The following is a 21476-nucleotide window of genomic DNA, read 5'->3' as shown; positions in this document are numbered from 1 at the left end:
ATTAATTAAATTATTTAAAAAATGAGTGCAAATATACGTCTAAATAATTAATCTACAAACGTTTTAAGTGTTTTGAATAAAATTTTTCGATTTTTTAAATAATTGCATCACTGTAAAGGTAGATACTAAGGTTGTTGCAAAACCCATAACTGCCACAATAAAGGTAACCATACCAACGCTTGTGTTAAAGGCATTGCCTTTTATGGTTTCGAATAATTCGGGTAAAAAGCTACTGTTAATTTCGGTACTGTAAACCAAAAAGAATACAGTAAATACAGCTGTGGCAATAAAACCAGTAATTAATCCTGTTTTAAAGCCTTCGCCATAGGTAAAGGCCGATAGATCTTCAAGTTTTTTAAACCTTATGGTTTCGTAAATACCGCAAGCCGTAATAAAGGCATTAAAAAAACTAAATGCAGGGTTAGTGTGTTTGTTCACCATGGCTAATACCAAAAAATAAGCTATTAAAATGGCACTAGTAACTAACCCAAAACGCAGTGGTAGTGATAAATTTTTCATAAAATGTCTTGTTTAGTTCCTTTAAATTTCGTGAAAATTTATCAGATTTAATAATTTTTAACCACATTTAAATAACTTAACACTACTATTTTCAGTAATTTTGCGATGTCTTAATTACAAATCAATTATACCATGAAATACTTAAAATTTATTTTAATGCTTGTTTTAACAGCTACTTTTTTTGTTAGCTGTAAAAATGAAACCAAACAACCTGAAGTAAAAACGGTTGAAGTTGCTACTGCAAAAAGTGAAAAAACATTAGACCCCAACGCTACTTATGCAAAAGCAGAATTTACTATTGATGGTATGACTTGCGCCTTGGGTTGTGCTGCACAAATACAAAAGAAAATTGCTAAAATGGATGGTGTAAAATCGGCTAAAGTTGATTTTGATAAAAAACTAGCCATGGTTGAATACGATAATGCCAAAGTAACACCAACATCGCTTACCGAAGCTGTAGCAACAGTATCTAACACTTACAAAGTAAACAACATGAAAACGGTTGATGCTTTTTCGTCTGAAAAAACCTGTGGTGAAGATTGCAAAAAAGCTTGCTGCACAAAAACCGAAGGCGAAAAAATGGCCTGCAAACCCGATTGTAAAATGGCTTGTTGCGCTAAAAAAGCGTAAAATCTGTCATTCTGAATTTATTTCAGAATCTGAAACAAGTTCAGATTAACAAAATTGTGACTTTTTTGATAGCGCTTTTTTATGCGTAATAATTAGTATTTTTGCTGAAATTAAAATAAAACCTATGTATACAGTTGTAAAAGAAGTTCACTCTTATTGGGCATTTTTAGTGCTAATTGTGTTGGCTATTGCTGTCATTAATGCTATTATTAAAAGCTTTGGAGATAAAACTTATGACCCAAACGATTTTAGAAAAGCCCTTTTTACCTTAATTGTAACGCATATTCAATTATTAATAGGAATTATACTTTATTTTGTATCGCCTCGCCTGCAACTTTTTGGTCAATTAGGTATGGGTGGTGTTATGAAAGATGCTATGAGTCGTCTGTATTTAGTTGAACACCCACTAATAAATTTAATAGCCGTAGCCTTAATTACTATTGGCTATTCTAAACATAAAAAGAAGCTAACTTCTAAATCTAAATTTAAGCTTATTGCTATTTTTTATAGTATTGGGTTAGTATTATTACTTTCAAGAATTCCTTGGAGTATGTGGTTGGGTTAAAACATATTGAGGCTATCTAAAAAGTGTAAAATCTATCATTCTGAATTTATTTTAAAACCTTAAACAACTGATTTTTTAACATACTATAGAATCTGAATCAAGTTGAGATTGACAAGAATGTAGCTTTTTAAACAACCTCTTTTTGTGTTTTTTATTTTTTAACTTCCTTAATTAAAAACAAGTAAACTGGAAAGTGATCGCTAAACCCATTGGTAAATCCATTACTCCAACTTTTAAACGGGTAACCTTTGTATTTTCCTGTATTCTGAATAACATATTGCTTATTATAAATTCCAGATTTATAATATTTAAACGAGCTGTAATCTTCTGTTTCAATTAAGGGTTTTGTTACTAAAATTTGGTCAAACAAACTCCAAGAATCCCGATAAGCTGTAGTACCTAAACCTTTTTTAAAGTAATTTTCAAACGGATTATAAATACCTTTTAAACCTATCTTTTCCCGATTACTTTTCGATTTTAAAACCTTTTTAAAACTCGCATTGTTTGGGTTATCGTTAAAATCGCCCATAATCACAATATTCGCATAAGGGTCTTTTATTTGAAGTGAATCCACCAGGTGCTTTGTTAATTTTGCTGCTGCCACGCGCTTTGGTCTACTTTTAGCTTCTCCGCCACGGCGCGAAGGCCAATGGTTTACAATAATATGTATTTTATCATTTTCAAGCATACCCGAAACAAGCAATTGGTCGCGCGTAAAAATGCGTTTTTGAGTTTTATTATCGTAAATTCTTAACTCATGCGAACTCGTTTGCGTTGGCGTAAAAAACTCCTTTTTATAAAGCAATGCCACATCAATTCCTCTTGCATCTGGCGAATTAAAATGTACGATACCATAATTTTGATGCCTCAATAGTGAATGGGAAATAACATCTTTTACAACCTTTTTATTTTCAACCTCCGAAAGCCCAATAATTACAGGCGATTTTTTAGTTTCATCTTTCCCAATATCTGCTAAAACTCGTGCCATATTGGTGACTTTTTTATTGTAAATAATTGTCTTATCAGTTTTAAGTTCCATAATCGGGCTGTATTCGTCAAATTTATTAGGATCGTTAATGGTATCGAATAAATTCTCCAAATTGTAAAATGCTACCGTATGTATTTTATAATTCTTTTTTTGACTGAATACTAAAAATGAATCAGTTATCAATAAACATAACAGAATAACCTCAACAAATCTTTTTAAAAGCTTCAAATTCATAAAAACTATATTACAAAATTTGAGTGGATTTATTTCAATTATAATTCAATTTTCTTACATTTAAAAGAATTATATGTCAATTAAACCCCTTATCATACCGCTCCTTTTCGGAATTATCTCGTTTACAGCACCTTGCCAAAACACTATGGTAATAGGCTCTATTCTCGATGCATTTTCATATCAACCCATCGAAGGTGTTACTGTTACAATTGAATCTACCAATGATTTTGTACTCACTAACATAAATGGCGAATTTAACTTTGAAGACAGTTTGCCATTAGGCGAGCAAATGCTTCAAATTTCTAAAACTGGCTATTTAAGTAAACGCATTCCTATAGTAATTAACGAAGGTAAAACCGTCGATTTAACTGGAATCACCCTTGAAAAAGACACCTCGCAAAACACCGATTTATTTACCATCTCACTTACCGATGATGAATTAAACGACGATTTTTCAGGAGCCGATAACATTTCTGGGTTACTTGCTTCGTCTCTAGATGTGTTTCAACGCACCGCAGCATTTGAGTTTAGCAGTTCCTTTTTTCGCATTCGCGGATTAGATTCCAACAACAGTTCTATCCTTATCAATGGCATTGAAATGAATAAAACTTTTAATGGTCGACCGCAATGGAGCAATTGGGGTGGTATTAATGATGCGTTGCGAAACCAAGAATTAACTTGGGGTTTAGCGCCTTCAAACTATACTTTTGGAGGTGTTTTAGGTGCAACAAATATAAATATTAGAGCTTCGGAAGCACGACCTGGAAACCGTATAACTTATTCTTCATCAAACCGAAGTTACACCAATAGGCTTATGGCAACTCATGCTTCTGGTTTAACAAAAAACAATTGGGCATACACCGTTTCAATCGGTCGGCGTTGGGGAAATGAAGGTTATCAAGAAGCTACAAATTACAGTGCCAATTCATTTTTTACATCAGTAGAAAAGCAAATCAATAGCAATCACAGTTTAAATTTTGCAGCCATCTATACACCTAATCGTCGTGGTAAATCGTCACCTAATACTCAAGAAGTTTATGGTTTAAAAGATATTAAGTACAACGAATATTGGGGTTGGCAAAATGGCAAAAAGCGAAATTCAAGAATCAAAGAAGTTAACGAACCTATTTTTATATTGAGTCATTACTGGAAATTAAATAATACCACCGAACTCAATACCAATATCGGTTACCAATTTGGAAAATTAAGCAATAGCCGATTGGATTATAATGGCACCGATTTGGTAAACGGTTTTCCGCAAGGTGGTGGCAGCAACCCAAGCCCAACCTATTACCAAAAACTACCAAGTTATTTTGAGCGCAATTTCCCCGATAATTTAGAGAATGCTTATTTGGCTTTAAATGAATTTCAGGACAACGGACAAATAAACTGGAATGACCTATACAGTGCTAATATTAACAACACTGCGAATGGTGGAAATGCTATTTATGCCTTATATGAAGATAGGGTTGATGATACTCAAATCACGTTTAATTCCATTTTAAATAAGGCGATAAACGAGCATGTTATTTTAAATGCAGGATTGAATTTTAAGGCATTAAGTTCTGAAAACTTTGCGAGCGTGTTAGATTTATTAGGAGCGCAAACCTATCTCGATGTTGATGCTTATGCTACCAGCATTGATGAAGCTCAAAACGATTTACGAAACCCCAATAGATTAGTCCGCGAAGGCGATATATTCAAATACCATTACAATATTTTATCGAATGAAATTGGTGGGTTTGCTCAAGCTCAACTCAGTTATAATAAAGTGGATTTTTTTGCCGCATTAAATGCTAAAAGCACCAGTTATCAACGTGAAGGCTTGTATCAAAATGGTGGTTTCCCCGATAATTCTCTGAGCAAAGGTGAATCCCTTAACTTTTTTGGTTTCGGCGTAAAAGCAGGAATGACTTATAAACTTTCTGGAAAACATATTTTTGATGTGAACGCAGGTTTTATCACCAAAGCACCAACCATTCAAAATACATTTACCAATTCGCGTGAAAATCATAATGTGGTTCCAAATATTTCCGAAGAGCAAATTACGTCTTTCGACTTGAGTTATATTTTTAGGTCGCCTGTTGCAAAAGCAAAACTAACAGGCTATTACACCAATATAGCCAATGCCAACGAAATTTCTTTTTATTTTGCCGATGGTATTGGTGGCGATAATGCAGTTTTTGTTCAAGAAATTCTTCAAGATATTAACAAGCTACATTTGGGAGCAGAATTAGGTGTTGAAGCACAAGTAACACCTACCATAAAGGTAAAAGGTGTTGCTTCCGTTGGGCAATTCACCTACAACAATAACCCTAATTTATACCTTTCTACCGAACCCGATGAAGATGCTGAAAACGCAGGTTTTATAAATGGTTTTAAAGACTTTGGAAAATCGTACCTAAAGCATTACAAGTTAGCTTCTGGTCCGCAAAATGCTTATTCTATAGGTTTTGAATATCGCGATCCCGATTATTGGTGGTTTGGAGCTACAGCCAACTTTTTTAGTAATACGTTTATTGATGTGAGTCCGTTAACCCGAACCTCAAATTTTAACACTGATTTTGATGGCAATGTGTTTAATGATTATGATGAAATCATAGCGCGAGAACTTTTAAAACAAGAACGTTTTGATGATTATATGGTGGTGAATTTGGTTGGCGGAAAATCATGGAAGATTGATAAATATTACATCGGACTTTTCGCAAGCATTAATAACCTTCTGGATGAAGTTTATAAAACAGGCGGTTTTGAACAAGGTAGAAATGCCAACTACCGCGAGTTACGAAACGATAAATCGCTCGAAACACCTGTTTTTGGATCCAAATATTGGTACGGCCGAGGCACAACATACTTTTTAAACTTAAATGTTAGCTTTTAAATCTTCAGTTATGAGAAAAATAGTCACTTTACTTTTATTGATTTTGCTGTCGTCATGTTTAAATAATGAAGACTATAGTTTACCAGATATTACCGTGGAAAATCCTGATATTCCTCTGGAACAAATCACGACGTTTTCAGCCATAAAATCGCTTTACGAACAGGCATTAAATAATGGCAACTCGACTACAAAAATTTACAGCGAGACCAATTTATATATTGAAGGTTACGTAATTTCTACCGATAAATATGGTAACTTTTTTGAAGAACTCATTATTCAAAATAAAGTTGATGATAACAACCCCAATAACGACCCAAGGCTTGGCTTTAAAATAAGTATCAATGCGAGTAGTTTAAGTGATACCTATCAATTTGGGCAAAAGGTTTTTGTAAAACTGAATGATTTAACCATTGGAGAAGACAGTGGCGTAATAACTATTGGAAAAGGCGATGCGGTTCAAGTGGAGCAAATTCAAGCATCAGAATATCAAGATATTATTTTTAGAACCAATGAGATTGCAAACATTCAACCAAAAATGGCTGGATTTGAAACACTAACATCTGCCGATTTAAACACACTGATTCAGTTAGAAAATATGCAATTAAACAGGTTAGAAATGGGCAGAACTTTTGCGGCAGAATCCTTTGATGAATTTGATGGCTTACGATTATTAGAAAACTGCAATACTGGCATATCTACCATTTTACAAACCAGTACCTTCTCCGATTTTAATGCATTGGTTGTTCCGCAAGGTAAAGGTAGCATCACAGGCATTTTAAGTCGTGATTATGGTGACGATTTTAACGTTCTTGTTATAAATTCTTCCGAAGCAGTAAATTTTGAAAATTCCAATCGTTGCGATCCTTTAGAATGGAACTGCGATTTAGCAACAACTTTAGGCACAAACAACTTATTATACCAAGATTTTGAAGACCAACGCAATAATCGCCCAGTAGAAATTGAAGGTTGGACCAATTTTATTGAAGCAGGAACTGAGGCTTGGGAAGGCTATTCATCAACATCATCAAACGCCTCTTTGGGGCGCTCGTGCAGATTTCAATGCGCCAGTTCGGGCGATGTGAGTAATATTGGCTGGCTGATTACACCGCCAATTAATTTAGATGAACAAGACGGCGAAACACTTCGGTTTAAAACCTCAAACAGTTTAGCCGATAGTAGTTTTATGGAAGTGTTGTATTCGCAAGATTGGGACGGCGACGAAGCCACAATTACTTCAGCGACTTGGGGTGTATTTTCAGATGCTTACATTGTAAAAGACACCGATTCGTTTGCGTCATGGTTTAACTCAGGAACCATCGATTTGTCCTGCGAAACAGGAACCGTTTATATCGCCTTTAAATTTACAGGTGGCGGCATCGAATCGTTTGATGGTATTTACGAATTGGATGAAATTAGTGTGGATTTTGCAGAGTAATTTTACTTTTCAGACCAGACAGGTTTTAAAAACCTGTCAGGTCTTGCATTTCGTAAATCAAACTAAAGTTTGAATATCGCATAAACCGGAAAATGATCGCTATAACCGCCATTGTATTTTTTACCAACATAGGTTCTAAAAGGCGAACCCTTGTAACGACCGCTAAAGGTTTTTAAAAAATCTTCATCAAAAATATTAGCCTTAAAAAACTCAAATTCATTGTTCGAGCTTTTAAAATAATTTGTGGTAAACATTATTTGATCGAATAAATTCCATTTACGGTGATGATAGGTTGTACCGCGACTGTAAGAACGTAAGGTTTCCATAGGGTTGTAAAGTCCGCAATTATTCACTAAATTTTTAATACTTATATTATCAGGTTCATCATTAAAATCACCCATAACAATAATTCTTGCATCATCGTTTTCCTGTTTTAGCTTCAAAATAATATCTAAAACTTTATTTGAAGAGGCCATACGTTTAAATTCGGTTTCCTTCTGCCCTTCTCGTCTAGACGACCAATGCGTTACAATAACATGCACACGTTCACCATCTAATTTTCCCGACACCAACAGGATATCACGTGTATAATCTGGCGAACCATCATCATCTCTTAATAAAACACTATAAGTTTCAGAATGCAACACCTCAAAAACAGCTTTATCGTAAATTAATGCTACATCAATGCCTCGTTCATCGGGCGAATCGTAATGCACAAAGCCATAATTGTAACCTTGTAAATGCTTATAGTTAATTAAATCTTGAATTACTTTAGCATTTTCAACCTCAGCTAAACCAACAATAGCGGGGTTTTTACCAGTTTCGCGCTTTCCAATATTAGATATGGCGTAACTTAATTTCCTGAGTTTATTATCGTAGCGTTTAGGCGTCCATCGTTTTACAGATGTTGGTAAAAAATCGTAGTCGTTGGTATGTTCCGATTTTGTTATATCAAACAAATTTTCAAGGTTATAAAACCCAATAGTTTGCAAATCGTTACGAACAGGAATATCATCAAAAATATCACTCATCATTAAAAATTTAACATCAAAAATATAAAAATTTAAGTGCTAACAATTGTGTAACTTTGCACATTATTTATTAATATGATAGAGAAAAAGGATATTACTTTAGAAAAAGCCGTTTTAATTGGTATCATTACGCAAAACCAACATGAAACCAAGCTTAAAGAATATTTAGACGAATTAGAATTTTTAACCTTTACTGCTGGTGGTTATGCTGTAAAACGTTTTACCCAAAAAATGGATGTACCAAACTCCAAGACTTTTATTGGTAGTGGTAAAATGGAAGAGGTTAAACAATTTATAGACGATAACGACATTGGTACTGCAATTTTCGACGACGAACTTTCGGCGGCGCAAGAACGCAACATTAGCAAAATACTTAACGTAAAAGTATTAGACCGCACTAACTTAATTCTTGATATTTTCGCCCAACGCGCACAAACCAGTTATGCCAGAACCCAAGTAGAATTAGCACAATGCGAATATTTACTGCCGCGTTTACGTGGTATGTGGACACACCTTGAACGCCAAAAAGGGGGTATTGGAATGCGTGGTCCTGGTGAAACCGAAATTGAAACCGATAGACGTATTGTACGTGACAAAATTGCTTTACTAAAAGCAAAAATAAAAACCATTGATAAGCAAATGGCAGTGCAACGTGGTAACCGTGGCAAAATGGTTCGTGTGGCTTTGGTTGGGTATACCAACGTGGGTAAATCTACCCTAATGAACACTATTAGTAAAAGTGAAGTGTTTGCCGAAAACAAGCTGTTTGCAACTTTAGATACAACCGTGCGTAAAGTGGTTATTCAAAACTTGCCATTTTTATTGAGTGATACCGTAGGGTTTATTCGTAAGCTACCAACGCAGCTTGTAGACAGTTTTAAAAGTACTTTAGATGAAGTTCGTGAAGCGGATTTGTTGCTGCATGTAGTCGATATTTCGCATCCTAATTTTGAGGAGCACATCGAATCGGTAAATAAAATTTTAGGTGAAATTGAAAGTAGCGATAAGCCAACCATTATGGTGTTTAATAAAATTGATGCGTACCAAGCTGAACCTATTGATGATGACGATTTAGAAACCGAACGTACCGAAAAACATTATTCGCTAGAGGAATGGAAAAGCACTTGGATGAACAAAATTGGCAACAATGCATTGTTTATTTCGGCGTTAAACAAAAAGAACCTAGATGATTTTAAAAAACGTGTTTACGACGAGGTTAGAGACATTCATGTAACACGCTTTCCGTACAACCACTTTTTATATCCAGACTATAACGAATTTGATGAAGACGACGCCTAAAACCACAAACTCAACAAACTTTAAAACCAAAATAGCATCTTTTTTAAAAAAGAAATGGGTAAAGTTTTGTTTGATTGGTGTTTCAGCCGTAGTTGTATTTTTTATAGGATTATATATTAGTATTTATTTGGGTTTATTCGGAAAATTGCCAACCACCGAAGATTTAAGTTCTATAAAGCAAGAAGAAGCTACCCAAGTGTTGGATGCTAACGGAAAACTGATTGGCAAATACTATGTTTTCGATAGACAACCTTTAAAGTTTGAAGATTTCCCGCAACATTTAATTGATGCTTTAGTCGCCACTGAAGATGCTCGGTTTTACGAGCATGACGGTATAGATAATGTTAGTTTAATGCGTGTGTTTGTTAAAAGCATCATCTTACGGGATAAATCGGCAGGTGGTGGTAGTACCATTACATTGCAATTAGCCAAAAACTTATTTGGTCGAAAACATTACCCTATTTTTGGTATATTAATTAATAAGTTTCAAGAGTCTATTATTGCCAAACGCATAGAAGAAATTTACTCTAAAAACGAGATTTTAACGCTCTATTTTAATACGGTAACCTTTCCAGATAATACTTATGGTGTTGAAAGTGCGGCGCAAAAATTCTTCAGTAAGTCGGCTAAAGCACTTACCAAAACCGAAGCCGCTATGTTGGTGGGCACGCTTAAAGCCAATAGCTATTACAACCCAAGATTGCATTTGGAGCGCTGCGAAGACCGACGAAACATAGTGCTTAATCAAATGGTGAAGTACAACTATTTACCTCAAGATTCTTTAGAGTTGCTTACAGCAGATTCTCTGCAATTAAACTACCGCTCGTTTAATCACGATGTTGGTGTTGCGCCTTATTTCCGTGAGCAAGTAAAGCAAGAATTAGCACAAATTTTAGACTCGATAAATGAAGCCAATGACACGAATTATGATTTGTATAAAGATGGCTTAGTAGTACACACTACTTTAGATTATAAAATGCAAACATTGGCCGAGGCCGCCATGAAATCGCATTTAACCAAGTTGCAACCGGCTTTTGAAGCGTCTTATGGTAATTATGCGCCTTGGAAGAGTAAATCGAAGTTACTTGAAGCTAGTATTAAAAACCTTAAAGCTTATCAAGTTTTAAAAGAAAAAGGCTTGTCGCATGAGCAGATAAAAGATTCCTTATCGGTAAAACGAGATATGGAAATTTTCAATTGGGAAGGCGACACCATCAAACCGCTATCAACTATCGATAGTTTGCAGCATTATTTAAAACTTTTAAACACGGGCATGCTATCTGTAGAACCTAAAACAGGCGCTATAAAAGCTTACATTGGTGGCATTGATTACCGTTATTTTAAATACGATCATGTATCGCAAAGCGAAAGACAAGTCGGCTCAACTTTTAAACCTTTTGTTTACACTGCAGCCATTGAAAACGGCATGAAACCGTGTACCTATTTTTCATTAGCCGAAGTCACTTATAAAAATTATGATGATTGGACGCCGAGTAACTCTGGAAGCGATAAGGAAGATCCATACATTAATTATACTCTAGAGAAAGCCTTGAGTAATTCCATAAACACCATTGCAGTTAAGGTTTTAAATGAAGTTGGCATACAAAAAGTTACCGAACAAACTAAAAAACTGGGTATTGCCAAAAAACTTCCGCAGCAGCCGTCGTTAGCTCTAGGTGTTGCCGAAATTAATTTAAAAGAACTCACCGGAGCTTACGCCAGTTATTTAAATAATGGGCATGCTGTAAAACCTTATGCGATAACTAAAATTGAAGACAAGCAAGGTAATGTTATTGCAGAATTTAAACCAAAAGTTAACAAAACGCAAGGATTTAGTAATTACACCAGAGAGGTGATGTTAGAGATTATGAAATCTACGGTAAATTCTGGAACGGCATCGCGCTTGCGTTCCTCTTACGGATTACAAAACGCTATTGCAGGCAAAACAGGAACTACTCAAGATAATAAAGACGGTTGGTTTGTAGCCCTTACACCAAATTTAGTTACCGTAACATGGGTTGGAAACGATAACCATAGTATTGGTTTTAAAACCACAGGTTTGGGACAAGGCGCAAATTCGGCGTTACCTATTTTTGCTAATTTTTATAAGTTGTTAAACGCTGATGCGGAATTTAACGCCATTACAAAATCTAATTTTGATGCGCCTTCACAAAATGTTGTTGAAGATTTAAATTGCGAACCCGAAAAGCGCGACGGCTTTTTAAAACGTCTATTTGGTAAAAAGAAAAAGACTAAAGATTTTGACGAAAAATAAAAAAACCCGTTAGTTTTAAAAACTAACGGGTTTTTAGTTAAAACTTATTAAACTTTTAGAATTTATAACTTAATCCTAAAGTCCAGTACGTTTGTAAATCGTTATCAACATCATCAAAACCAGTTGCTGTTGCAGGATCTTGAGCTAAAGCATAGTTTAATGCTTCTTGTTTGTTGCTACGTAAACCAAAATCGAAACCAACACCAATCATTTTCCAAAGGGTGTAGCTAAACGAGTTCGTCCAAGTTAAGTTTGATAAATCGCTTGATTTATAACTTTGAAACATTGATAAGTTGGTTTTAAAACCAATTGCTCCAAGTTGTCTAGTATAATCTGCTACAATTTTAGCACCCATCGATGACTCGAAAACCGCATCGTTATCAGCAAAAACAAAGTTGTAGTTTAATGGGTGAACCACCACAATTAAATTAGTAATTGGTGTCCAAGTAGCACCAACACCTAGATCTAAATATCCAGGATCGTTAAAATTGTTTAATATCGTTGTTCTGTATTCCATTAACGCAGAAGCTGCCAATGTTTTTGTTAAGTTTCTACCGTAAAGCGATGTGATATTAAATACATCGGTAGTTGGTTCGAAGCTATCGTCTTCATCTGTATCATTATCTTTATCATCTAATTTTACCCAGCTTAAGTTTGTTGTTAGGGCGTTTCTCCAGAAGAATTTGTCTTCAATTAAATTGGCAAAGGCATTAAAAGTAAAACCAATATTACCAGAGTTGTTGTTTGGTTTATCTTGCGCATACCAGTTGTTAAAGCTAGATAGCGAACCACCAATAGTACCAAAAGCACCAGTTCTCCATCCTGGTAAGGCATCAATTTGCGCTTGCAATGCATTGGCTTCAGCTTGCGCTTTATCGGCAATAGCCTGCTTTTCGGCTTTTTGCGCTTGTAATTCTTCTTTAGTTTGCGCGTTTAACGAGAATACTCCAATAAAACATAGAGCTAGTAAAAGTGTTTTTTTCATTGTGAATTATTTATTTTTCTTTGCAAATATACGTTTAAGACCCCGCCTTTAGTTTAGAGTCACATTAAAATTATTTTTTTTTGAAAAGCGGCACCGACGAGCAGGCTTCGCCATACATAATAGATTTTGCCACAGGTTTTAGCTTGGTGGCCATCATAATATACGCGTTTTGCGGCACGGGTTTTTTCGAGCAACCTTTAATAATAACAGGCTTGTTTTCGTATTCAATTACAGGTAAACTCGCAATAATATCTTGATAAATAGCTGTTTCTAAAGTTTCCAAATCACCAATGACTATTTTTTTAGCATAAGGTTCTAAATGAACGCTTAAAAGCATATACGCCCAACCCGGAATAATAGCATCGCTACTGCAAGTTAATGCTACGTATTGATTTTGATATTGCGACCAATCGTGCGCGATTACTTGTGCCCTAAAATCTTTTTCACGAAGAACAAAACCTTCAAAAAGCCAATCCTTAATATCGAAAAGGACACGTTCTCCTTCAGGATAAAAATCTTCCAAATCTAAAGTAACCAGTTTGCTATTCGCTACGCGATTTATTATTTCGTCTGCCATAATGTAAAATTAACTAATTTTATTTGTAACCTTCTGCTTGTAAGGAAAATAACTGCGAGTAAAGGCCGTTATTTTGCATTAATTGTTGGTGTGAACCAATTTCAATGACTTTACCATGTTCTAGAACTAAAATTCTATCAGCCTGCCTTACGGTGCTAAATCGGTGTGAAATTATAATACTTGTTTTGTTTTCAGTTAGCCCAATAAATCGTCCAAAAACTTCGCTTTCGGCTTTCGCATCCAGTGCCGAAGTAGGCTCATCTAATATAATAACGTTAGCATCCTTCATGTAAGCTCTTGCCAGGGCTACTTTTTGCCATTGTCCGCCAGAAAGTTCTTGTCCGTTTAAAAAGCGTTTTCCTAATTGTTGATTGTATCCGTCTTTGAGTTCTGAAACCACATCGTTGGCTAAACTTAAGTTTGCAGCATCTTCAATTTTTAGCTGATTTTCTATTTCGTTAATATTTCCAACGGCGATGTTTTCTTTCACGGTAAATTCATAACGAAAGAAATCTTGGAAAATAACACCAAAGAAGGTTTGGTATTCTGCTTTGTTAAATCGGTTAATATTGATGCCATCTAATAAAACTTCACCAGATGTTGGCTCGTAAAAACGCAACAATAACTTCGTTAGTGTGGTTTTTCCAGCACCATTTTGACCAACAAACGCCATTTTTTCACCTGCTTTTAAGGTGAAATTAATACCTTTTAGAATTTCTTGATCGGATTCAGGATATGAAAAGCGCACGTTTTTAAATTCAAAACCATGTTTAATTTCCTTAGGTAACGGCACATCTTCTTTAGCTTTCTCATCGATTTTTATATCTATAAACTCGAAATAATCTTGTAAGAACAGCGCACTTTGCGAGATACGTGTAAACCTAGAAAAGAAGTCTTGTAAATTCTTCATGAGTCGGTTAAACGACCCTGATAAAAATGTTAATTCACCTAAACTAATAACACCAGAAAGCACCCGATAAATTATAAAAACATAGGCGGCGTAGTAACTTAAGGAACCTAAAACATTAAAAAGGAATCCTAAAGAAGAGCGTTTTATGGCTAATTTTTTATTAAGATGAAAATACTCTAACGACAGGTTTTTAAAACGATTTACAATAAAATCTGTTAAACTGAATAGCTTAACTTCTTTAACCGTTTTATCATTTGCACCAATAAATCTTAAATAATCTAGCTCGCGACGTTCCGAGGTCCAACTTCTGGCTAAAGAGTATTGTTGCTGGCTAAAATATATTTCGTTTATAAACGATGGAATAATGCTTAAAAGCAACAGAATAATTAAATACGGATCGAAAAAAATTAAACCAGCAACCAGCGTAGAAATCGAGATGACACTTTGCAATTGCCCAAGAATGTTAGACATTAAATCTACTCGACCTGTGGTTTGCGTTCTAGCGCGTTCTAGTTTATCGTAAAACTCGGAATCTTCAAGTAAACTAATATTAATTTGATTAGTCTTTTTTATGATAGTTACCGAGGTGGCAATATTATACTGGTCGCCTAAAATACCGTCGGTTAGCGAAATGGCTCTACTAATTAAATCGGACAGAATTACCAACCCAAATTCTATGCTAACGTAAGTCCATAGTTTGGTATAATAACTATTTTCTAGTGATGTTTGAAGAATAATTTCATCGATAATTTCCTTACCAATCCATAAAATAATTACTGGAAGCAAAGCACCAATAAGCCTGCAAAAAGCCGAAAGTAAAAACAGTTTTTTGTTTACATTCCAAATTTCTTTAAAGAATCTGGGAATAAATCGTAAAGCATTAAATAAGGATTTGAAACTGGTTGTTTTGCCATCTTTTAATGATTTAGGAACGCGTTTAGCCATACAAGTATTGTTTTTTGGGTATGCCTATTTCAGTTTATGGCAATTAGCAACTACCGATTATAAAAAGTCTTCACGAATTGGCGCGAAGCTATCTATCAACTTTACGTTTTCGGTTAACGTTTGTATGCAATGGTTTAGGTTTGATGCTATTTTGAAAACATCACCTTCATTTAAAGTAAATTCTTCGTCTTCTACAAACAGTTTTAAAGAACCACTCGCAACATAAGTAATTTGTTCGTGTGGGTGTTTGTGTGGCGGATCGGGTTGTTCCATGGGGCCGTTACTAAACTCAATAACCGTTACCATAAGATCATTTAAATGCACCACTTTACGATTAAGATCTGGACTTAAAGCCTCAAAACCATCGGTACTTTTTATAACAGGATTTTCCATAAATGACATTTTTTTTATTAATAATGTAGCGTTAAGCCGTTACTGAACACTGCGACTGAGACTGAGACTGAATACTGCGACTAAGACTGCAACTAAACATTAAAGCATCCCCAATTCTAGCTTCGCTTCTTCACTCATTAATTCTTGAGTCCATGGCGGATCGAAAGTAATTTCTACCTCGGCGTTGTTCACCTCGTCTAACGATTTTACTTTTTCTTCAACCTCTTGCGGAAGCGTTTCGGCCACAGGGCAATTAGGTGTTGTAAGCGTCATTAAAATTTTAACGTCGTTATCTTCATTTACAAATACATCGTAAATTAATCCAAGTTCGTAAATATCAACAGGTATTTCTGGATCGAAAATGGTTTTAAGGACACGAACTATTTTTTCGCCTAATTCGGCAGTATCTATTGTTGAATCACTCATTTTATTAAATGTTTATTCGTTTATCTGTTAATACGTTTAATTGCTTTCTTAACAAAGAAACGGCTCAACAAATTAACTTAATTAAGTTGTGTTTGGTACGCTATAGCATACATTTTAAGTTGTTTAATCATGCTTACTAAACCGTTGGCGCGTGTTGGCGACAAATGTTCTTTTAAGCCAATTTTATCAATAAAATCGGTGTTAGCTTCAATAATATCTTTTGGATGCTGATTTGAGAATACACGAATTAAAATAGCAATAATACCTTTAGTTATAATGGCATCGCTATCGGCTGTAAAAGCCACTTTATTATCATTCATTTCGGCGTGTACCCATACTTTACTTTGGCAGCCTTTAATAATATTATCATCGGTTTTATATTGGTCGTCAATTAAGGGTAAATCTTTCCCTAAATCAATCATATATTGGTAACGTTCTTCCCAATCTTCAAACATTGAGAACTCGTCTATAATTTCGTTTTGAATAGCTTCTATCGTCACGTTTTTACATTATTTTAAAAGTTGAAAGATTTTACTTAACTATTGAAAATGAACCAATTTCAACATTACTCAACCCAACAACTTAAATTGAGAAACAAAAATACAATAAGAATTATTGCTATTCAATGTTTTCTGAAAGAGATAAGATTTCTTTAACAAGATTTGCGATTTCTTTTGGCGGATTACCATGATCGAACGGCGCTGACTCGTAGGTTTTACCGTTTTTAATAATAGTTAGATGAGCAAGAGCTGCACCATCGAAAGCATACTTTTTACTTGGTGCTTTTAATTCTGATATTTTATTAAAGTCGATAGCATTCAGCAAAACCAGTACCTGATCCCAGCTTGCTTTTTCACAGGCCTTTTTTACTGGTGTACCACCGCGTTTTATTGCAGTTGACACATTATCTTCATCGATTACAACTTCTTTAAAAAAACCTCGCGATGTCGCTTTATAAACTATTGAGGTTACATTTTCATTTAAGGCAGATAAAAGCAAATTACCATTATTAAACACCGAAAAACCAGTATTGGTAAATGTTACAGAATCGGCTTCGTTTAAGGCTTTTAACAGGGCATTTTCTGTAGACACCAATTCTGGACGACACATACGCTTTGTTGATGCCATATTGTTAAATGCCAAGGTAGAATTATTTAAACTAAACGTACCAAAAAACCGATTACATCCCGAAAAACCATATACTTTTTGGGTTTCTTTATCGAAATTTATTTTTAAATTAAAGGTTGAAACATCGTCGCCATGCAACTTATTAATGGTGTAATCGCCGTGTAATTCTGGGAACGAATCTAAATTTTGAGTTTCATTAATTTGCATGGTCTTTTGGTTTGAAGCATCGCCACCGCATTTTAATAACACGAATGCGAAAGCGAGTAATATACTTTTCATAATTATTTTTTTATTAATTCTGAAATACTTACTACAAAAAGAAAACCAAACTTAACTCAACATCATTTTTGCTTTTATAACGCCTTCCACTAAGGCATCAATTTCGACTTTGGTGTTGTAGAATGCGAAAGATGCTCGCACAGTTCCTGGAATTTTAAAATAATCCATAATGGGTTGTGCGCAATGGTGACCTGTACGAACCGCAATGCCTAATTTGTCGAGAATAGTGCCAACATCGTAAGGATGAATACCTTCTAAATTAAATGAGATTACCGATGTTTTATGTTTGGAAGTACCGTAAATTTTTAAACCGTCAATGCTTGAAAGTTTTTCTGTGGCGTATTCTAAAAGTTCGTGTTCGTAAGTGGCAATAGTATCGAAACCTATGGCATTCATATAATCGATAGCTGCACCAAAAGCGATGCCACCACAAATGTTTGGGGTACCGGCTTCAAATTTATGCGGTAAAGCGGCGTAAGTTGTTTTTTCGAAAGTAACTTCGGCAATCATTTCGCCACCACCTTGATATGGCGGTAGTTTGTTAAGCCATTCCTCTTTTCCGTAAAGCATACCAACACCTGTTGGTCCACACATTTTGTGGGCTGAAGCTACATAAAAATCGACATCCAAATCTTGAACATCGGGTTTTATATGTGGGCACGATTGTGCGCCATCCACCAAAACGGCTGCACCAACGCTGTGGGCTTTTTCGATGATATATTCTATTGAGTTTATAGTACCCAAAGCGTTTGAAATATGATTTACAAAAACCAGTTTAGTATTTTGGTTTAGCAACTCGTTGAATACGTCCATTTCCAATTCGCCAGCTTGGTTCATTGGAATAACTTTTAAAGTCGCTCCTGTGCGCTTGCAAAGCATTTGCCAAGGCACAATATTACTGTGATGCTCTAAAGCTGAAACGATAATTTCATCGCCTTTTTTTAAGATGGATGAAAATCCGTTGGCTACTAGATTTATTCCATGCGTTGTACCCGAGGTAAATATAATTTCGTGCGCATGTTTTGCATTAAAATGCGCTTGAATTTTATGTCGTGCTTGCTCGTAAACATCGGTGGCTTCTTGACTTAAAGCATGTACACCACGATGTATATTGGCGTTGTAGTTTGAGTAATAATCTACAATAACATCGATAACTTGTTGTGGTGTTTGCGATGTTGCAGCATTATCGAAATACACCAAAGGTTTACCGTTTACTTGACGTGACAGTATGGGGAAATCTTTACGTATTTGATCTACTTTAAACATGGTTTTGGGTTTAGCCCCGATTGAGGCATTTGTTGGAGCTCGCCCGATAGGGAAGCGACTGCCAAAAGCGGGATTAGCTTCTAAAAAAAATTAACACTAAAGGTCGAAACCTAAACTTACGCCTAATTTGCTGGCTATAATTTTTGTAATGCGTTGTTTTAATTCTGGAATTTTTACCGAGCTTAACACATCGTTACTAAAAGCATACATTAATAAGGCTTTGGCTTCTTTTTTAGGAATACCGCGCGATTGCATGTAAAACATAGCGCTTTCGTCTAACTGACCAATGGTACAACCGTGTGAACATTTTACATCGTCGGCAAAAATTTCGAGTTGCGGTTTGGTGTTTATAGTGGCTTTGTCGCTAATTAAAATGTTGTTATTAGCTTGAAAGGCATTGGTTTTTTGCGCTTCTTTTTCTACCACAACTTTACCGTTAAATACGCCAGTAGATTTATCGTTAAAAATACCTTTGTAATCTTGATGACTTTCGCAATTTGGCTCGATATGGTGTACTAATGTGTTATGATCGACGTGTTGCTTATTACCAATAATGGTTACGCCTTTTAGGGTAGAATCGATACGCTCACCGTTTTGGTAAAAATTAAGGTTATTACGTATTAATTTTCCACCGAACGAAAAGGTGTGCACCGATGCCAAACTTTCTTGCTTTTGTTTAATAAACGTATTGTCTATTAACGATGCATTTTCGTTATCGTTTTGTATTTTGTAATAATCTACAATGGCACGTTTTGCTGTAAAAATTTCGGTAACGCTATTGGTTAAAACAGGATTATTTGTTAAACTTTGATGACGCTCAATTATTTGCACATGCGAATTCTCGTCTACCACCACTAAATTACGCGGTTGTAACATGGTAGCAGCTTCGTTACCCGTTGAGAAATGTATAATTTGAATTGGTTTTTCTACCAATTTATTTTTTGGAATGTGAATGAAGGCGCCTTCGCTTGAAAACGCTGTATTTAATGACGACAAACTGTCTTCGCTAGCGGCTTTATTGAAATAATTTTCGATAACCAAACGGTATTTTGGTTTTGATAATGCCGAAGACATTAAGCAAACATCGATACCTGCGTGCGTGGTTTGCGATAGGTGCGATGAGTATTTGCCATCGATAAAAATGATTTTATAAGAGTCGATATCGTGGATGAAATACTTTTTTACATCTTTATATTCGAGCGCTGTTTCTTGCTTCGGAAACACGCTGTAATCCTCTTTTAAAACACTGTTTAAGGAGGTATATTTCCAAGCTTCTTCCTTTTTGCTAGGAAAGCCTTTTTCTTTGAAAACTTTTATAGCATCGTTTCTTAAATTATTCACATACGACCCCATATCTGAACGGTCTTCGAATACTAAATGCGATGATAATAATTTGTCTTTTAAACTCATTTTTTTTCAGTTTACAGTGGCAGTTTTCAGTTTACAGTTACACTGCTTACTGATACTGAGACTGGTTTACTTTTTAAGCGTTCACTTCTTCTTTAATCCAATCGTAACCTTTTGCTTCTAGCTCGTGAGCCAGCTCTTTCGTGCCAGATTTTACAATTTTACCATTGTATAATACATGTACATAATCTGGAACGATATAATCCAACAAACGTTGGTAATGCGTTATAACAACCACCGCGTTATTTTCGCTTTTTAATTTATTTACACCATTTGCCACAATGCGAAGCGCATCGATATCTAGTCCAGAATCGGTTTCATCAAGAATAGCCAATTTAGGATCTAACATCGCCATTTGGAAAATCTCGTTACGTTTTTTCTCACCACCAGAAAATCCTTCGTTTAAAGAACGTGATAAGAAATTACGATCGATTTCTAATAAATCAGCTTTTTCGCGAATTAATTTTAGCATGTCTTTTGCCGGCATTTCCTCTAAACCTCTAGCTTTACGCGATTCGTTAATAGCCGTTTTAATAAAGTTTGTTACCGAAACCCCAGGAATTTCTACAGGATACTGAAACGATAAAAATATACCTTTGTGGGCACGTTCTTCGGCAGCTAATTCATCAATATCTTCACCATCGAAAACAATTGTACCATCGGTTACCTCATATTCTTCTTTTCCTGCAATTACCGAAGACAATGTACTTTTACCAGAACCGTTTGGCCCCATTATAGCATGTACTTCTCCTGGTTTAACTTCAAGGTTTATACCTTTTAAAATGCTTTTATCTTCAACGCTAGCGTGTAAATTTTCTATTTTTAACATACTACTTTTATTGTTCTAAATTAACTACGTTATTATCGCTCTTTGGTGCTTCTACTTTTAAAATTTCAATAATTTCTACTTTATTTTCCCAAAGAATTTTTTCGTCTTTTTTATTGGTTACTTTTCCTCTTATGGTTACTTCCACCATATCGGTTGGTTGATTTTTATAGGGTTTTGCCATGGCATCTAGCTCCAACATTTTATCTGTAATAAACACCCCATAAATCTCGGCATGGGTTTGCAAAACAGCCGCATCGCCAAAATACACAAACTCACCTTTTAATAAGGTTAACCCATCGCTTTGCTTTGCTGTACGTGAATTATTTGTTTCGATTGTTGTTGGTGATTCTTGTTTTAACTCGGATTTTTTCTCGTTTTTACAACCGATAAAAACGATTAAAATTAAGACCGCAAAGACTGTTTTTTTCATTTTGAGTTTCAGTTTAAGACACTTTGACTGCGCCGATTGTGACT

20 protein-coding genes are annotated in these 21476 nt (G+C 35.2%); 6 read left to right on the top strand and 14 right to left on the bottom strand.

Going from position 1 to position 21476, the window contains the following annotated elements:
* Positions 1-63 precede the first annotated feature (63 nt).
* Positions 64-519 carry a DUF4199 domain-containing protein gene (locus PK35_RS13100; RefSeq protein WP_044627015.1) on the bottom strand — a complete coding sequence of 152 codons (456 nt, stop codon included), beginning with the start codon at positions 517-519 and terminating at the stop codon, positions 64-66.
* 132 nt (positions 520-651) lie between these two features.
* On the opposite strand from PK35_RS13100, the gene PK35_RS13095 reads away from it, so the two are divergent.
* Positions 652-1149, top strand: a complete 498-nt coding sequence (locus tag PK35_RS13095) for a heavy-metal-associated domain-containing protein (RefSeq protein ID WP_044627014.1) — start codon at positions 652-654, stop codon at positions 1147-1149.
* A 124-nt stretch (positions 1150-1273) separates the two neighbouring features.
* Positions 1274-1714, top strand: a complete 441-nt coding sequence (locus PK35_RS13090) for a hypothetical protein (RefSeq protein ID WP_044627013.1) — start codon at positions 1274-1276, stop codon at positions 1712-1714.
* Positions 1715-1865: 151 nt separating this feature from the next.
* Here PK35_RS13090 and PK35_RS13085 read toward each other — a convergent pair whose 3' ends face one another.
* The gene (locus tag PK35_RS13085) at positions 1866-2936 is read right to left on the bottom strand and encodes an endonuclease/exonuclease/phosphatase family protein (RefSeq protein WP_052825993.1); all 1071 of its coding nucleotides are present in this window, start codon (positions 2934-2936) and stop codon (positions 1866-1868) included.
* A 73-nt stretch (positions 2937-3009) separates the two neighbouring features.
* Between PK35_RS13085 and PK35_RS13080 the strand changes: the two genes are divergently transcribed.
* Both PK35_RS13080 and PK35_RS13075 read left to right on the top strand, forming a co-directional pair.
* Complete coding sequence (locus PK35_RS13080) at positions 3010-5817, top strand: TonB-dependent receptor (protein ID WP_044627012.1); 2808 nt, start codon at positions 3010-3012, stop codon at positions 5815-5817.
* Between the two features lie 10 nt (positions 5818-5827).
* A complete protein-coding gene (locus PK35_RS13075) occupies positions 5828-7252 on the top strand; it encodes a DUF5689 domain-containing protein (protein ID WP_131474415.1) in 1425 nt (474 codons plus the stop codon).
* A 62-nt stretch (positions 7253-7314) separates the two neighbouring features.
* On the opposite strand, the gene PK35_RS13070 is transcribed toward PK35_RS13075, so the two are convergent.
* The gene (locus PK35_RS13070) at positions 7315-8283 is read right to left on the bottom strand and encodes an endonuclease/exonuclease/phosphatase family protein (RefSeq protein WP_044627010.1); all 969 of its coding nucleotides are present in this window, start codon (positions 8281-8283) and stop codon (positions 7315-7317) included.
* 75 nt (positions 8284-8358) lie between these two features.
* Here PK35_RS13070 and hflX point away from each other — a divergent pair, with 75 nt between their 5' ends.
* Together hflX and PK35_RS13060 are read left to right on the top strand one after the other, a co-directional pair.
* Positions 8359-9582 carry a GTPase HflX gene (gene hflX / locus PK35_RS13065; RefSeq protein ID WP_044627009.1) on the top strand — a complete coding sequence of 408 codons (1224 nt, stop codon included), beginning with the start codon at positions 8359-8361 and terminating at the stop codon, positions 9580-9582.
* Positions 9566-11857: a transglycosylase domain-containing protein gene (locus tag PK35_RS13060; RefSeq protein ID WP_052825992.1), complete on the top strand. Its 2292-nt coding sequence runs from the start codon at positions 9566-9568 to the stop codon at positions 11855-11857. Before hflX ends, PK35_RS13060 begins: the two co-directional genes overlap by 17 nt.
* A 55-nt stretch (positions 11858-11912) precedes the next feature.
* Here PK35_RS13060 and PK35_RS13055 read toward each other — a convergent pair whose 3' ends face one another.
* The 11 genes from PK35_RS13055 to PK35_RS13005 form a co-directional block, all read right to left on the bottom strand.
* Positions 11913-12842, bottom strand: a complete 930-nt coding sequence (locus PK35_RS13055; RefSeq protein WP_044627008.1) for a DUF3078 domain-containing protein — start codon at positions 12840-12842, stop codon at positions 11913-11915.
* 70 nt (positions 12843-12912) lie between these two features.
* Positions 12913-13419: a DUF2480 family protein gene (locus PK35_RS13050; RefSeq protein WP_044627007.1), complete on the bottom strand. Its 507-nt coding sequence runs from the start codon at positions 13417-13419 to the stop codon at positions 12913-12915.
* Positions 13420-13438: 19 nt separating this feature from the next.
* Entirely contained in the window at positions 13439-15274 is a 1836-nt protein-coding gene (locus PK35_RS13045) for an ABC transporter ATP-binding protein (RefSeq protein ID WP_044627006.1), read from the bottom strand.
* 57 nt (positions 15275-15331) lie between these two features.
* Positions 15332-15667: a cupin domain-containing protein gene (locus PK35_RS13040; protein ID WP_052825990.1), complete on the bottom strand. Its 336-nt coding sequence runs from the start codon at positions 15665-15667 to the stop codon at positions 15332-15334.
* 99 nt (positions 15668-15766) lie between these two features.
* A complete protein-coding gene (locus PK35_RS13035; RefSeq protein WP_044627004.1) occupies positions 15767-16093 on the bottom strand; it encodes an SUF system Fe-S cluster assembly protein in 327 nt (108 codons plus the stop codon).
* A gap of 77 nt (positions 16094-16170) precedes the next feature.
* Positions 16171-16593, bottom strand: coding sequence for a SufE family protein (locus tag PK35_RS13030; protein ID WP_044627003.1), 423 nt, complete (start codon positions 16591-16593; stop codon positions 16171-16173).
* A gap of 118 nt (positions 16594-16711) precedes the next feature.
* A complete protein-coding gene (locus PK35_RS13025; RefSeq protein WP_044627002.1) occupies positions 16712-17500 on the bottom strand; it encodes an META domain-containing protein in 789 nt (262 codons plus the stop codon).
* Positions 17501-17551: 51 nt separating this feature from the next.
* On the bottom strand, positions 17552-18766 hold the full coding sequence (locus PK35_RS13020) for an aminotransferase class V-fold PLP-dependent enzyme (protein ID WP_044627001.1): 1215 nt from the start codon (positions 18764-18766) through the stop codon (positions 17552-17554).
* Positions 18767-18862: 96 nt separating this feature from the next.
* Entirely contained in the window at positions 18863-20176 is a 1314-nt protein-coding gene (gene sufD, locus PK35_RS13015; RefSeq protein ID WP_044627000.1) for a Fe-S cluster assembly protein SufD, read from the bottom strand.
* A 73-nt stretch (positions 20177-20249) separates the two neighbouring features.
* The gene (gene sufC, locus PK35_RS13010) at positions 20250-21002 is read right to left on the bottom strand and encodes a Fe-S cluster assembly ATPase SufC (RefSeq protein ID WP_044626999.1); all 753 of its coding nucleotides are present in this window, start codon (positions 21000-21002) and stop codon (positions 20250-20252) included.
* Positions 21003-21009: 7 nt separating this feature from the next.
* Positions 21010-21432, bottom strand: a complete 423-nt coding sequence (locus tag PK35_RS13005; protein ID WP_044626998.1) for a hypothetical protein — start codon at positions 21430-21432, stop codon at positions 21010-21012.
* Positions 21433-21476 lie beyond the last annotated feature (44 nt).

The sequence above is a fragment of the Neotamlana nanhaiensis genome (genome assembly GCF_000943555.1).
Classification (GTDB): domain Bacteria; phylum Bacteroidota; class Bacteroidia; order Flavobacteriales; family Flavobacteriaceae; genus Neotamlana; species Neotamlana nanhaiensis.
This window is presented reverse-complemented; position numbering and strand designations above follow the sequence as displayed.

Coding starts and splice junctions, on each gene's coding strand:
- PK35_RS13100 (WP_044627015.1), bottom strand. CDS start 519: ATGAAAAATTTATCACTACCACTGCGTTTTGGGTTAGTTACTAGTGCC.
- PK35_RS13095 (WP_044627014.1), top strand. CDS start 652: ATGAAATACTTAAAATTTATTTTAATGCTTGTTTTAACAGCTACTTTT.
- PK35_RS13090 (WP_044627013.1), top strand. CDS start 1,274: ATGTATACAGTTGTAAAAGAAGTTCACTCTTATTGGGCATTTTTAGTG.
- PK35_RS13085 (WP_052825993.1), bottom strand. CDS start 2,936: ATGAATTTGAAGCTTTTAAAAAGATTTGTTGAGGTTATTCTGTTATGT.
- PK35_RS13080 (WP_044627012.1), top strand. CDS start 3,010: ATGTCAATTAAACCCCTTATCATACCGCTCCTTTTCGGAATTATCTCG.
- PK35_RS13075 (WP_131474415.1), top strand. CDS start 5,828: ATGAGAAAAATAGTCACTTTACTTTTATTGATTTTGCTGTCGTCATGT.
- PK35_RS13070 (WP_044627010.1), bottom strand. CDS start 8,283: ATGAGTGATATTTTTGATGATATTCCTGTTCGTAACGATTTGCAAACT.
- hflX (WP_044627009.1), top strand. CDS start 8,359: ATGATAGAGAAAAAGGATATTACTTTAGAAAAAGCCGTTTTAATTGGT.
- PK35_RS13060 (WP_052825992.1), top strand. CDS start 9,566: ATGAAGACGACGCCTAAAACCACAAACTCAACAAACTTTAAAACCAAA.
- PK35_RS13055 (WP_044627008.1), bottom strand. CDS start 12,842: ATGAAAAAAACACTTTTACTAGCTCTATGTTTTATTGGAGTATTCTCG.
- PK35_RS13050 (WP_044627007.1), bottom strand. CDS start 13,419: ATGGCAGACGAAATAATAAATCGCGTAGCGAATAGCAAACTGGTTACT.
- PK35_RS13045 (WP_044627006.1), bottom strand. CDS start 15,274: ATGGCTAAACGCGTTCCTAAATCATTAAAAGATGGCAAAACAACCAGT.
- PK35_RS13040 (WP_052825990.1), bottom strand. CDS start 15,667: ATGGAAAATCCTGTTATAAAAAGTACCGATGGTTTTGAGGCTTTAAGT.
- PK35_RS13035 (WP_044627004.1), bottom strand. CDS start 16,093: ATGAGTGATTCAACAATAGATACTGCCGAATTAGGCGAAAAAATAGTT.
- PK35_RS13025 (WP_044627002.1), bottom strand. CDS start 17,500: ATGAAAAGTATATTACTCGCTTTCGCATTCGTGTTATTAAAATGCGGT.
- PK35_RS13020 (WP_044627001.1), bottom strand. CDS start 18,766: ATGTTTAAAGTAGATCAAATACGTAAAGATTTCCCCATACTGTCACGT.
- sufD (WP_044627000.1), bottom strand. CDS start 20,176: ATGAGTTTAAAAGACAAATTATTATCATCGCATTTAGTATTCGAAGAC.
- sufC (WP_044626999.1), bottom strand. CDS start 21,002: ATGTTAAAAATAGAAAATTTACACGCTAGCGTTGAAGATAAAAGCATT.
- PK35_RS13005 (WP_044626998.1), bottom strand. CDS start 21,432: ATGAAAAAAACAGTCTTTGCGGTCTTAATTTTAATCGTTTTTATCGGT.